This window comes from Devosia faecipullorum, assembly GCF_015158295.1.
GTDB lineage: Bacteria > Pseudomonadota > Alphaproteobacteria > Rhizobiales > Devosiaceae > Devosia > Devosia faecipullorum.
Genome location: NZ_JACDXV010000002.1, coordinates 182206 through 194523, shown reverse-complemented (window position 1 = coordinate 194523; position 12318 = coordinate 182206). Strand labels below are relative to the sequence as shown.

Below are 12318 nucleotides of genomic sequence, written 5' to 3'. Positions count from 1 at the left end.
TTCCTCGCGGGAGAAGGTGGCGCACAGCGCCGGATGAGGGGTTCTGAAAAGATCGAACACTATCCCTCACCCGCCCTTCGGGCACCCGTTTCCAAATGAGAGCGGCAAGGCAGGAACCCAAACCATGGTCCATCACTTTCAGCAGCGCGACGGCGTTCTTTTCGCCGAAGACGTCAACCTCAACGATCTAGCGCGCGATGTCGGCACGCCCTTCTATGTCTATTCCAGCGCCACCCTGCGCCGCCATGTCAGGGTGGTGAAACAGGCTTTCGAGGGCATTCCGACCCTTGTCGCCTATGCCATGAAGGCCAATTCCAATCAGGCCGTCCTGACGCTGATGGCCAAAGAAGGGTGCGGGGCCGATGTGGTCTCGCTGGGAGAATTGGAACGGGCGCTGGCTGCCGGCATCAAGCCGGACATGATCGTCTTTTCCGGCGTCGCGAAAACCATTGCCGAAATGCGCCGCGGCCTCGAAGTCGGCATCAAATGCTTTAATATCGAAAGCGAGCCTGAGCTGGAACGGCTCTCGATGGTAGCCGCGAGCATGGGGCGGACCGCGCGGGTCTCGGTGCGCATCAATCCCGATGTCGATGCCCGTACCCATGCCAAGATCTCGACTGGCAAGTCCGAGAACAAGTTCGGCATTTCCTATAAGCGCGCCCGCGAGGTCTATCGGCGGATCACCGAACTGCCCAATATCGAGGCGGTGGGCGTGGACATGCATATCGGCAGCCAGATTACCGATCTCGAACCCTTCGGCAATGCCTTTGGCCTCATGGCCGAACTGGTGACAGCGCTGCGCGCCGATGGCCACCATATCGAGCATGTCGATGTCGGCGGCGGCCTGGGCATTCCCTATAACCATGACCAGGAAGCCCCGCCTCATCCCGATGCCTACGCCGCTGTAGTGCGCGACAAGGTCGGCCAATTGGGCTGTTCGCTGGTCATCGAGCCCGGTCGCCTCCTCGTGGGCAATGCCGGCATCCTCGTCACCAAGGTCGAATATGTGAAGGAAGGCGAGGCCAATTTCATCATCGTCGATGCGGCGATGAACGATCTCATTCGCCCCACGCTCTATGAAGCCCATCACGACATCGAACTGGTCAACCAGTCCAACCTGCCGCCGATCACCGGCGACATCGTCGGTCCGGTCTGCGAAACCGGCGACTATCTGGCGCGCGGCCGTACTATTCCCGGCGTCAAGGAAGGCGATCTTCTCGCCGTCATCAGCGCCGGGGCCTATGGCGCCGTCATGGCATCGACCTATAATTCGCGCCCGCTCGTGCCCGAAATTCTGGTCGATGGCGCCCGCTGGCACGTCATCAGGCCGCGCAAAGCCATTGCGGAACTGCTCGCGCTCGACAGCCTGCCCAACTGGCTCTGAGCTATTGCAGCGCCTGCCGACCGAGCGAGACGACCTCGACGGGCCGGCCATTGAGCGCATCGTCCACCTTGGCCAATAGATCGGCCAGGGTGAACGGCTTGGCGATGACGTCATAGATCAGGGCATCCAGGCCATGCGCCCTTTCGCGCTGGTCCGCAAAGCCGGTCATCAACAGGATCGTCATTTCGGGATAGCGCGCGCCCACATGCAGCGCCAGCGCGATCCCATCCATCACCGGCATCTTGATGTCCGACAATAGCAGATCGAACTGGCCGTCCTCGACATCCACGGTCTCGGCGGCCAGTCCCCCATCCTCCTCGGCCACGACATCGTGCCCCTTCATGGTCAGGGCACTGACGACGAAGGCACGGACAGAGGGATCATCTTCAGCGACTAGGATGCGGGCCATTGGCTCTCTCCTGAGCGTTGCCGGGAAAAGTGGCACGGCACTTTCAAACACGGAAACTGGACAAAATCAGGGGAAGAATCGGTATTTTTTGGGAATTGCCGATAATTCTCCGGTGGTGGTCAATCCGGGCGTCCTGCGCCCTTCTCATGGTCGGCCTGGGAGCCGGATCCCTTCGCAAAGCTCAGCTTCACCCGCACCGCCTCACTGGGCGGCAAGGACAGGCGCGTATCGAAGGTTGCGCGCTCCCCCGCCATCAGGTCGCGCACGCGCGTGGCCACGCTCCATTCATAAACGGCGCGCCCCTCTTCATCGAGCAGGCTCACCACGACAGGCGGCACCCGCACGGGCTTGGATGTCAGGCCCACGATCTGCGCCGAAACCATCAAGACGTCATTGCCGCCCGACAGCGCCTTGAGCGATTCCAGATTGGAAAAGTCCAGTCCGACCACATTCACGCCCAGGCCGATCCCGGCATAGACCCCGGCAAGGTCGGGATAGCGCTCCACGATCATTACGCGCCCGAAATAGGCGCCGGCGATCAGGCCGGCAAGGATCAGCACGCCGCCGATGCGCGCTGCACGACGCAACCGCGCCAGCGGCAGACGGGAAATCATCGCGCTGCGCCTTTTGGTGAAATCGGCCTGGCGTTTCCTGATTTCGGCCGCATTGGGAACCGAGGCCGCCCGCTCCGGCTGTGCTCGTGCGGTCAGGACGGGTTTTGCGGCGGCGCTTCTTTCCTCGCTCGCCATGGCTTCATCCAGCGCATCCTCGCTCATGGCGGCGGTCAAACTGTCCGGTTCGGGCAACGCGTCCTGCGCCGGCGCACCCGGTCTTTGATCCCAGGCCTGATGACAATGGGCGCATTGCACCTTGCGACCGGCCGAGCCGATGGCCTCGAAGGTCACCTGATACTTGGTCTGGCAATGCGGACAGATGATGATCATCAGGCGGTTTGATCTCGAGGGGGCTTGCCGCCGACCCTAATGCCGGGGAGTTAAAACTCCTCAAACCGGCCGGGGATCAAAATTGCGCCGCTTTGTCGGGCGCAAAGCCATGGCCATGAAGTAGAAGGTCGTAGCGCTGCTATGATGGCGGCGACTGATTCGCCCTCGCAGCATTGCCGGACCAATGAGGAGCAGAGCTTTTTGATCGAGTTTTCCGATGTGGGCCTGCGCTATGGCAATGGCCCCGAAATCCTCAAGGATCTCACCTTTGCCATTGAGCCGGGTTCATTTCATTTCCTGACCGGCCCGTCCGGCTCAGGCAAGACCAGCCTGCTGCGCCTCTTGCTGCTTTCCTTGAAACCGAGCCGCGGTCGCGTCACCATGTTCGACCAGGACGTAGGCAATCTCGATCAGGACCGGCTGTTGCAGATGCGCCGGCATATCGGCATCGTATTCCAGGAATTCCGCCTGCTCGATCATCTGACGACGTTCGAGAACGTCGCCCTGCCGCTGCGCGTTCTGGGGCAACCGGAAAGCGAATACCGGCCCAATGTCATCGAATTGCTCGAATGGGTGGGGCTGGGCGAACGTATGCATGCCTCGCCCACCCTGTTGTCGGGCGGCGAAAAGCAACGCGCCGCCATTGCCAGGGCGGTGATCGCCCGCCCCAAAATCCTGCTGGCGGATGAGCCGACCGGCAATGTCGATCCCGACCTCTCGAGCCGACTGGTCCATCTCTTCGCCGAACTCAACCGCACACTCGGCATGACCATCATCCTGGCCACCCACGAATTGCCGCTGCTCGACCGCTTCTCCTATCCCCGCATGGTGCTCAACAAGGGGGAATTGTCGATCCATGACTAAATTTGGGCTTTCCCAGCTTTTCCGTCGTGGCGGCGCCGCACCCATCGTCCCGGAAAAAAGCGTCGCCGGTCGGACCTTGCTGCTCCTGATCACCATCATGGCCTTTCTCTCGGCCGTAACGTTGGGCGGGGTGATGCTGGTGCAGAAATCGGCCATCGCCTGGTCCGCCGATGTCGGGCGCGAACTCACCATCCAGATCCGCCCGGTCGAGGGCGAGGTGATGGAGAGCAATCTGCGCAGCGCGGTCTCGCTGGCCCAATCGACGCCGGGCGTCGCCGGCGCACGCGCCCTGACGCTCGAGGAAAGCCAGGCGCTGCTCGAACCCTGGCTCGGCGCCGGGCTCGATCTGTCTGCCATCGCCGTGCCGCGCCTCGTTGTTGTGCAACTGGCTGATCCGGTGGATGCCGATATCGAGCAATTGCAGCGCAATCTTCAGGCGGTCAAAGGCGCCAGCCTCGATACCCATGCCGCCTGGCGGCAGCAACTCAACATTATGGCCGGCACCGTGGTGGTCTCGGGCCTGCTGGTTCTCGGCCTGATCGGCGTCGCCACCGTGCTGGCCATCGTCTTCGCCACCCGGGGCGCCATGGCCTCGAACCGTGAAATCGTCGATGTCCTGCATTTCATCGGCGCGTCCAATCGCTTCATCGCCGGGGAATTCCAGGGGCGTTTCCTTTCCATCGGCCTGCAGGGCGGCCTTTTGGGCACAGTGTTGGCCATATTGTTCTTCGCGCTGACCGGCGCCGCGGCCGGCCGGGTTCTCCCCAGCGAGGCGACGGCCCAGGTCGGGGTGCTGTTTGGCCAGTTCGTGCTCGGCTGGGACGGCATGATCGGCATCGTTCTGGTGGTGCCGGTGATTGCCGCGCTGACCGCGATAACCTCCCGTGTCACCGTTAGACGTTATCTCAGCGAAGCATCGTGACCGAATATCTCGCCAAGCGCGGCTCGCCCCGATAAAACAGACCAGGAATGCAAGGCCCGGGGGAGTACATGCCATTCAAGACCGCCATCCAGGCGATCCGCACGGCGATTTTCTATGTCGTTTTCATTGGTCAGACGTCGATTCTGGCCATCATCGCCGGCACAATCGGCATCATTGCCGGCAGAACCCAATTCGGCTTTGCCATTGCCCGCTATTGGTGCTGGTCAAATGTGCGAATTCTGCGCTTCCTGACCGGCATGGACACCGATGTCGCAGGAGCCGAGAACATTCCGCCTGGCGGCTGCATCATCGCCTCCAAGCATCAATCCGATTGGGACATCTTTGCCACCTTTCCCCATGTCGGCCGCCCGGCCTTCATCGCCAAGAAGGAGTTGATGCGGATCCCGTTTTTCGGCTGGGCCGCCCATTCCCTAGACTGCATCGAAATCGACCGGCAAAAAGGCGCCCAGGCCATTCCCGAAATGATCGCGCAGGCCCGCGCCGCCACCGAACGGGGATGCCGGATCGTCATCTATCCCGAAGGAACCCGCAAGGCGCCGCTGGCGCCGCCCGATTATCGGCAGGGTATTGTGCGCCTTTATGGCGAACTCAACGTGCCGGTGGTGCCGGTTGCGCTCGATTCGGGATTCTATTGGGGCCGGAACAGCCTCATCATCTGGCCGGGCAAGGCAAAAGCCCGCTTCCTCCCCGCCATCGCCCCCGGCTTGCCGCCGGACGTCTTTCTGGCAACGCTGCGACAAACCATCGAGGCGGCTTCGGACGATCTTGCTCGTCAGGCGCTGGAAAAAGGTCTGGACCGGCCCGTCGATCAGGGCCTGGAACAGCGCATCGCGCAATTGCACCAGCGCCAAAACACTACATATTGACCAAAAATACGAACACAACCATATATATAGTTAGACAATGAATGTCTGCTTGACTTGTCTCAAATTTGTTCTATTTTTGTTCTTCTTCTGAAGCAGGGGGACAGCGATGGCCGCGATTAGCGATCTCATACGAAGCGCCCATGGGCCGGTGCCGCCGAAAGTGGACTGGGAAGGCCGCTCGGGCCGCCATTACCTGCTGGCCAGCGAACATCTGAGCTCCTTCGTCATGCATGAGAGCGATCTTTATCTCATCGCCAAGGGAAATCATGTGCTCTGGGTCGGCGCCGCCAGTGACCTGGTTGACGATCCCACAAGCCGCGCCCGCTTTCGTCTGGCGCTCGATTGCGCCACCGAGGCCTTCCGGCTCGACGCGCCCACAGACAGGCTCGCCACCATCTGGGATCTCGAGGAGAGCATGCCGGCCCGCCAGGCCATGGTTCACGCCGCCTGATCCTCGGCCTCCAGCGCTCTGGCCAAAGCCAGCAGCGCCCGGTCGCGAATACCCAATTGCTCCAGATGGCGGGCGGTGTTGAGGACGTAATCTACATTGGATCCCGCACTGCCGACCGCCTTACGCACCATGGCCACCTGGTCCTCGAGGCTCAACACACCGGCAAATTGCTCATGTTTCTCGTCAATGAGGTAGGTAAGGGCTTCTACGCGCCGCCCATCGGCCAGCTGCACCGGGCGCCTCACATCGCGATAGACCGAAGTGACCATTTCCCGCGCATACAGATAGGCCGCGACGTCGGGCCAGCGCGCTGTCTCGATTTCGAACACCATTCCCCGGCAGCAGCCGCCCCGCGCCAGCCCGAATACCAGCCCCGGCTGTTCGAGCGTGCCGCGATAATGATGCGAGACGATGGACAGCGAGCGATGCGCGCCCCGGAGCAGGCCGAGTTGCGCGCTGACAAAGGAAAAACCCGGATTCCAGATCAGCGAGCCATAGCCAAAGACCCAAAAACTGTCGCCTTCACCCTGCATGAACGGTGCCATGACCAAACTTCATTCGTCGTCCAATCTGTCTCATTGCGCTCCGGCCGCCCATCGCCTCTGTCTCGTTTTCTCACGTCGAGATCAGTCGCAAAATCGTGGTCGCACGAAAACCCGCTTCTGACGACACAAGTCCAAGGATAAGAAGGCAATATGAAGAAGCGAATCATCATTTTGGGCACGATCGTGCTGCTCGTCGTTCTCGCCTGGACCGGCGCCTGGTATTTTGCGGCGGCGCAGGTACGACAGCAAGTTGAAATGCTGGCTCTGGCCGATGGCGAAAATGCGCCGCAATTGACCTGCCAAGACATTGCTATTGCCGGCTTTCCCTTTCGCTTCGATATCCAATGCGCCGATGCGGCAATCCTTTCAGGCGACATCCTGATCGAACTGCCCGCAATTCGGGTCAGCGCCATGATCTATCGGCTCAATCATATCCTCGGCTCGGCCCTCGGCCCGGCACGGATTTCTGACGCCTTCACCGGGCTGCGCCAGGACATTTCCTGGACCGGCATCGAGGCTAGTGCCAGGCTCGAGAACTGGCGCATCGCCAGGCTGTCGCTGGTTGGCGACGACCTGGCCTGGACCGACACCCTGTTCGGAAACAATCTCATAGCCAGCGCCTCCCATATCGAGGCGCATGTCCTCGATATTCCGGAGCGGCGCGATGCCGAAGCCGGCCGGGCGGCGCTGGCGATCTTCGCCCGCGCGGCCGGCATTGCCGCGCCCGGGATCGAGCTGGCGCCGGCCAATGCCGAGCTTGAAGCCGAAATGACCGGCCTCAGAGACGATATTCGCGATTGGGGCCTCGTGCCCTTCCTGCCGGATTGGCAGCAGGCCGGCGGCACCCTGCGCCTCGTTGGCCTCAGAGCCAGCGATGGTACCTCCGATGTCAGCGCCGATGGTGAATTGAGGCTCGACGCCAGCGGCTATCTCACCGGATCGATCAGCATCGATTCACTCGGACTGGCCGAGCGCATCGGCCCCTTCATCGAAGAACCATGGCGCACCCTGGTCCTCGGTACTCCCGCCGAAAACGGCCGACACCGCAACCAGCTCAATTTTGCCGGCGGCGGCATGTCCTCCGGCCTCGTGCCGATCACCGCCATACCGGCTCTGTTCTAGGCGTCGTCGCCGCCGCCATGTTCGCGCAGGGGCGACAAGTCCGGCGCGGGCGAGGCCTTGTGCGGGCGACCGAAATCGGGCGCCGCGGTTTCCTGGCCGGCACTGATGATGGACCGCCGGATGGCCCTTGTGCGGGTGAACAGCGCCTCCAACGCCGGGCCGTCGCCCATCCGCACCGCTCGCTGCAGACGGGACAGGTCCTCATTGAAACGACCGAGCATTTCCAGCACCGCGTCCCGATTGGTCAGAAACACGTCGCGCCACATCACCGGATCCGACGCCGCGATACGGGTAAAATCGCGGAAACCTGAGGCCGAGAACTTGATCACCTCGGACTTGGTATCCGCTTCCAGATCGGCCACCGTTCCCACGATATTGTAGGCGATCAGATGCGGCACATGGCTGGTAATGGCCAGGACCATGTCATGATGGGCCGCATCCATGCATTCGACATTGCTGCCCAGGGCCTGCCAGAAGGCGACGAGCCTGTCGGTATCGGCCTGCGGCACGTCCTGAGCCGGCGTCAGCACGCACCAACGGCCCGCGAACAGGTCGGCAAAGCCGGCCGAAGGCCCCGAATGTTCGGTACCCGCCAGGGGATGACCGGGAATGAAGCGCACCCCGTCAGGCACATGCGGCCCAACGATCTTGTGTACATATTCCTTGACCGACCCCACATCGGAGAGGATGGCTCCAGCCTCCAGTGAGGGTCCAATCGCTTCCGCCAACGCGCCGTAGGCACCGACCGGAGCGCAGAGGATGACGAGGTCGGCCCCCCGTACCGCCTCTGCGGCATCCAGCGTGTAAATATCGCCCAGTTCCAATTGCCTGGCTTCGTCCAGGGTGTCCTGGCGTCTGGTGGCGATGGAAATGACGTCGACCAATCCCTGCCGCCGTGCCGCCAGCGCGATGGAAGAGCCGATCAGCCCGATGCCGATCAGGGCCAGTTTGCGAAAATGCACGCTCATCGCGTTCCATCCATGGATTTGAGCACGGCTGCCACCCCGCGCATCGCCTCTTCCGAGCCGATTGAGATGCGCAGGCCATTGTCGATGCCATAGGACGGCCCGATCTCGCGCACGATATAGCCTGCCTCAAGCAGGATGGTGAACGCCCTGGCCGCCGCATCGGCGCCCTCGAACAGCACCATGATGAAATTGGCCTGGCTGGGCACGACGCGCAGATGGTTTCCCGAAAGCTCCTCGGTCAGCCAATCGCGCCAATACCGATTATGCTCCTTGAGCCGCTGGGTGAATTCGACGTCCTGGACCGCCGCCGCACCGGCCATCTGCGCCGGCAGGTTGACGTTGAACGGCCCGCGAATGCGGTGGATGGCATCGACCACATGATCGGGCCCCACCATCCAGCCGATCCGCACCGCCGCCAGCCCCATTTTGGAGAAGGTGCGGACCATGACCACATTGCTGGCTTCGCGCACCAGATCGAGCCCGACATTGTAGTCGGCGGCCGTCACATATTCGGCATAGGCGCTGTCGATGACGAGGAGGATGTCGGGACGCAACCCGGCATGGAGCCGCCGCACATCGGCATCAGAAAGGTAGGTACCGGTTGGATTATTGGGATTGGCGAGCCAGACCACCTTGGTGCGCGCGCTCACCGCCGCCAATATTGCATCGATATCGGCCTGATAGTCGCGCTCATCGACCATGACGATCCGGGCACCCGTCGCCTTGGTGATGATCGGATAGACCGAAAACCCAAAGCGGTTCATCACTGCTTCGTCGCCCTCGCCGAGATAGATCTGCGCCAGCAAATGCAGCAGGTCGTCCGAACCATTGCCGCAGACGATGCTGGCGGGATCGATGCCATGCACCTCCCCCAGCGCCTCGCGCAACAGCCGCGAAGACCCCTCGGGATAGATCTCGAGATGCGCGGCGGCCTCCATCATGGCGGCCAGCGCCTTGGGACTAGCCCCGAGCGGGGATTCATTGGCCGACAGCTTGATGGCCGCGCTGCCCGGCGCACCGGATTTTCCGGGCAGATAGGGCGCGATGTCGAGAATGCCGGGCTGGGGAATGGGGCGGATCGGAAGGGTCATGATGGTCTTTTGAGCAGGCGGGAAAGCCGCGCGGACCATAGTGAAAGCAGCCGCCAAAGGCAAAACTTCTATTGGGCACGCCAGGAATTTCGTGCCGTGGCCGCCGACAGGCCCGGCACCCGAACATAGCGCTCGGCGCGCTTGCGCCGCGGCACGGCGGGGAAGGCCTCCTTGCGCGCCCGCACGCAGATGATCCCGCTCATGGCGGGACCAAAAAATCGCCCGAAACGCTCGAAGAATTGCCGCGATTTCAGCATCAGACCCGATTCGAACGGCGGCAGAAACAGCGCGTCGCGCCACGCGACCGGCACGAAACTGTGATCGCGCAGCAGCTTTTCCAATTGCCCACCCGAATAGGGATTGCCCTGCCCGAAGGGGGTATTGTCGCGCTGGGCCCAGATGCCCCGACGTCGGGGCACAACGATGATGAGATGCCCATTGGGCGCAGTGACCCGCCAGAGTTCGCGCATCAATTCCTCGGCATCGGCCACGTGTTCGAGGGCATGGACGGCAATGGTCAGGTCCAGGGCAGCATCTGTCAACGGCATTTCCAGGGGATCGCATAGAATCGTCCGTGACGGGCCCTCGCGCGGCCAGGACGACGCGCCCTGCCGCGCCGGCATGAAGGCCAGGACGCGCTCGGCCTTGCCGAGGGCGAAGCGCAGATAGGGCGTGGCAAAGCCCAGGCCCAGCACGCGCTTGCCACCCACATCGCCGGCCAGGTCGATGATCTGGTCGCGCACCAATGAGCGTGAAATGCCGCCAAGCGGGGATTTGTAATAGTCGATCAGGCGCCGCACATCGCTGGTCATGGCGCAAGCTTGCCAAAGCCGGGCCTACTTGTCCAACCCCGGCTTGCACTCCCGGTCCGGGCTCCCTAGCTTGCAGCCGAACCAGAGCAAAGGAGTTTCGCCATGGCCCTCATCGTCGATGTCTTTCCCGCCCGCGACGACAATTTCGGCTATCTCGTGCATGACGAGGCAACCGGACGCACCGCCGCCATCGACGCCCCCGAAGCCCTCGCCATCCGCAATGCCCTGGCGCGGCGCCGCTGGACGCTGACCGACATCTTCGTCACCCACCACCATATTGACCATGTCGAAGCCATTGCCGAACTCAAGGCTGCGTTCGGCGCCAAAGTGACCGGCCCCGCCGCCGAGGCCGACAAGATCGATGGACTGGACGCATTGGTGGGCGATGGCGATAAGCTCGCTTTGGGTGAATCTTCGTTCGAGGTCATGGCGACACCGGGCCATACGCTGGGGCATATCGTCTTCTATAACGCCTTGGGCGGACATCTGTTTTCGGCCGACGCGCTGTTCTCGCTGGGCGTTGGCCGCATGTTCGAGGGCACTCCCGGCCCGATGTGGGAGGGGGTCAAGCGGCTGCGCCAGCTGCCCGACACCGTTCTGGTCTATTGCGGCCATGAATATACCGAGAGCAATGCCCGCTTCGCTCTCGCCATCGACCCGGACAACCTAGCGCTAAAGACCCGTGCCGAAACGGTAAAATCGCTCCGCGCCCAAGGCAAGCCGACCATTCCCTTCTCGCTGGGTGAGGACAAGCTGGCCAATCCGTTCCTGCGGGCGGATGCCCCCGAACTGGCACGGCATTATGGGCTGGAAGGGGCCGATCCGGCCGAGGTCTTCGCCGCCATCCGCAAGGGCAAGGACACTTTCTAGGCACTCCCTCGCGATCAAAAGCATGTGCGAAACCGCCTAGCGCGGGATCGTAATTCGTTAACAGACTGTTATCATCTGGCACGACCTTTGCTCCGACAGGGGTGAAGGTCGGCGCATTCTGTCCCATACCGGGACAAGGCGGCCGGAAATGGAACAGTCCATGTCCAAAACGGAACAGGATGACGGCGATGACGCCAGCCTGCCCGTCCCATCGGGGGCGGCGCGGCCACGCCCCTCGCTTGCCCATAGCGCCCCGACCGCCGCTTTCGTCAGCCAGCTCATCGCCGCGCGCCAGAAATTGGGCCCGTACCCCGTTCTGCGCCCAGGCACGCCGGCAGGCGCGCTCAGCGCCTATGGCAAGGGGGCGCGCATCAGCGAACGGCGCATGCCGCTGGGCTATCGGAAAACCATGCTGGTCTGATCCCGACGCGTATCGGATGCACTCAATTCATCGACACGTCGCGGCTGGCGCTGGTGATTGACACGGTGAAACCGGCGACCACGTCGATCAGGCTCATGACCATGAGCAGGAAAAAGACCGAGCTCGACGCCGCCCCGACCAGCAGGAATTCGACCAGAAAGACCACGAACAACACCATGGAGAGCATATGCTCGATAATGGAAGCCCGTGCCGTCTGCGTCGATTTCAGCACTTCGAAGAAGAGCAGGATGATGCCGACGACGAGCAGGAAATCCCCGGCGGTTATCGCCCAGGGCATGCCCGAAGGCATGGGCAGGGCGAACATGCCGAAGGCCCAGTTCGCCGGATTGCCGCCGAAGAACAAGAAAACGACGAGATTATAAGCGACGAAAGGAAAGACCAGCAGCGGCGGAATGAACACGCCCTTGCGTCTGGGCGCGGCATTGCTTGGCAGGATGACGGTTTCGCTCACAAATAGCCTCCCTTTGGCTTTGCACACCATGCCAGAGCGTGCCTAGGGGCGGCAAGGCCGGCTTTGCGGGAAAACCTTCCCCCTGTCCAATCTGCATCCTGTGGAACGTCGTGAGGTTGATCCCGTTGCACAGGCGCGACGGAACATGATTTCAAA

15 protein-coding genes are annotated in these 12318 nt (G+C 62.2%); 8 read left to right on the top strand and 7 right to left on the bottom strand.

Features of this window, described 5'->3' with window-relative positions; genetic code table 11:
* Positions 1–124 precede the first annotated feature (124 nt).
* Positions 125–1384, top strand: a complete 1260-nt coding sequence (gene lysA / locus H0482_RS06770; RefSeq protein ID WP_193729294.1) for a diaminopimelate decarboxylase — start codon at positions 125–127, stop codon at positions 1382–1384.
* A 1-nt stretch (position 1385) separates the two neighbouring features.
* Here lysA and H0482_RS06765 read toward each other — a convergent pair whose 3' ends face one another.
* Both H0482_RS06765 and H0482_RS06760 read right to left on the bottom strand, forming a co-directional pair.
* Complete coding sequence (locus H0482_RS06765) at positions 1386–1793, bottom strand: response regulator (RefSeq protein ID WP_193729293.1); 408 nt, start codon at positions 1791–1793, stop codon at positions 1386–1388.
* A 119-nt stretch (positions 1794–1912) separates the two neighbouring features.
* On the bottom strand, positions 1913–2737 hold the full coding sequence (locus H0482_RS06760; RefSeq protein ID WP_193729292.1) for an MJ0042-type zinc finger domain-containing protein: 825 nt from the start codon (positions 2735–2737) through the stop codon (positions 1913–1915).
* Positions 2738–2938: 201 nt separating this feature from the next.
* Between H0482_RS06760 and H0482_RS06755 the strand changes: the two genes are divergently transcribed.
* From H0482_RS06755 to H0482_RS06740, 4 genes are all read left to right on the top strand, one after another.
* Positions 2939–3601: a cell division ATP-binding protein FtsE gene (locus tag H0482_RS06755; RefSeq protein ID WP_193729291.1), complete on the top strand. Its 663-nt coding sequence runs from the start codon at positions 2939–2941 to the stop codon at positions 3599–3601.
* Positions 3594–4523: a cell division protein FtsX gene (locus H0482_RS06750; RefSeq protein WP_193729290.1), complete on the top strand. Its 930-nt coding sequence runs from the start codon at positions 3594–3596 to the stop codon at positions 4521–4523. Before H0482_RS06755 ends, H0482_RS06750 begins: the two co-directional genes overlap by 8 nt.
* 68 nt (positions 4524–4591) lie before the next feature.
* On the top strand, positions 4592–5410 hold the full coding sequence (locus H0482_RS06745; protein WP_193729289.1) for a lysophospholipid acyltransferase family protein: 819 nt from the start codon (positions 4592–4594) through the stop codon (positions 5408–5410).
* A gap of 106 nt (positions 5411–5516) precedes the next feature.
* A complete protein-coding gene (locus tag H0482_RS06740; protein ID WP_193729288.1) occupies positions 5517–5861 on the top strand; it encodes a hypothetical protein in 345 nt (114 codons plus the stop codon).
* Here the strand turns inward: H0482_RS06740 and H0482_RS06735 are convergent.
* Positions 5849–6406, bottom strand: coding sequence for a gamma-glutamylcyclotransferase (locus H0482_RS06735; RefSeq protein WP_210319103.1), 558 nt, complete (start codon positions 6404–6406; stop codon positions 5849–5851). The genes H0482_RS06740 and H0482_RS06735 overlap by 13 nt on opposite strands.
* Positions 6407–6556: 150 nt before the next feature.
* Here H0482_RS06735 and H0482_RS06730 point away from each other — a divergent pair, with 150 nt between their 5' ends.
* Entirely contained in the window at positions 6557–7528 is a 972-nt protein-coding gene (locus H0482_RS06730) for a DUF2125 domain-containing protein (protein ID WP_193729287.1), read from the top strand.
* Here H0482_RS06730 and H0482_RS06725 read toward each other — a convergent pair.
* The 3 genes from H0482_RS06725 to H0482_RS06715 form a co-directional block, all read right to left on the bottom strand.
* Positions 7525–8496 (bottom strand): prephenate/arogenate dehydrogenase family protein, encoded by a 972-nt coding sequence (locus H0482_RS06725; protein WP_193729286.1) that lies wholly within the window; start codon positions 8494–8496, stop codon positions 7525–7527. The two genes, H0482_RS06730 and H0482_RS06725, sit on opposite strands and share 4 nt — an antisense overlap.
* Positions 8493–9587, bottom strand: coding sequence for a histidinol-phosphate transaminase (hisC, locus tag H0482_RS06720; RefSeq protein ID WP_193729285.1), 1095 nt, complete (start codon positions 9585–9587; stop codon positions 8493–8495). Before hisC ends, H0482_RS06725 begins: the two co-directional genes overlap by 4 nt.
* A 68-nt stretch (positions 9588–9655) precedes the next feature.
* The gene (locus H0482_RS06715) at positions 9656–10399 is read right to left on the bottom strand and encodes a class I SAM-dependent methyltransferase (RefSeq protein ID WP_193729284.1); all 744 of its coding nucleotides are present in this window, start codon (positions 10397–10399) and stop codon (positions 9656–9658) included.
* Between the two features lie 102 nt (positions 10400–10501).
* On the opposite strand from H0482_RS06715, the gene gloB reads away from it, so the two are divergent.
* Both gloB and H0482_RS06705 read left to right on the top strand, forming a co-directional pair.
* Positions 10502–11269 carry a hydroxyacylglutathione hydrolase gene (gloB, locus tag H0482_RS06710; RefSeq protein ID WP_193729283.1) on the top strand — a complete coding sequence of 256 codons (768 nt, stop codon included), beginning with the start codon at positions 10502–10504 and terminating at the stop codon, positions 11267–11269.
* Positions 11270–11429: 160 nt separating this feature from the next.
* The gene (locus tag H0482_RS06705) at positions 11430–11690 is read left to right on the top strand and encodes a hypothetical protein (RefSeq protein WP_193729282.1); all 261 of its coding nucleotides are present in this window, start codon (positions 11430–11432) and stop codon (positions 11688–11690) included.
* A 22-nt stretch (positions 11691–11712) separates the two neighbouring features.
* Here H0482_RS06705 and H0482_RS06700 read toward each other — a convergent pair whose 3' ends face one another.
* The gene (locus tag H0482_RS06700) at positions 11713–12162 is read right to left on the bottom strand and encodes a hypothetical protein (protein ID WP_330998217.1); all 450 of its coding nucleotides are present in this window, start codon (positions 12160–12162) and stop codon (positions 11713–11715) included.
* Between the last annotated feature and the right edge of the window lie 156 nt (positions 12163–12318).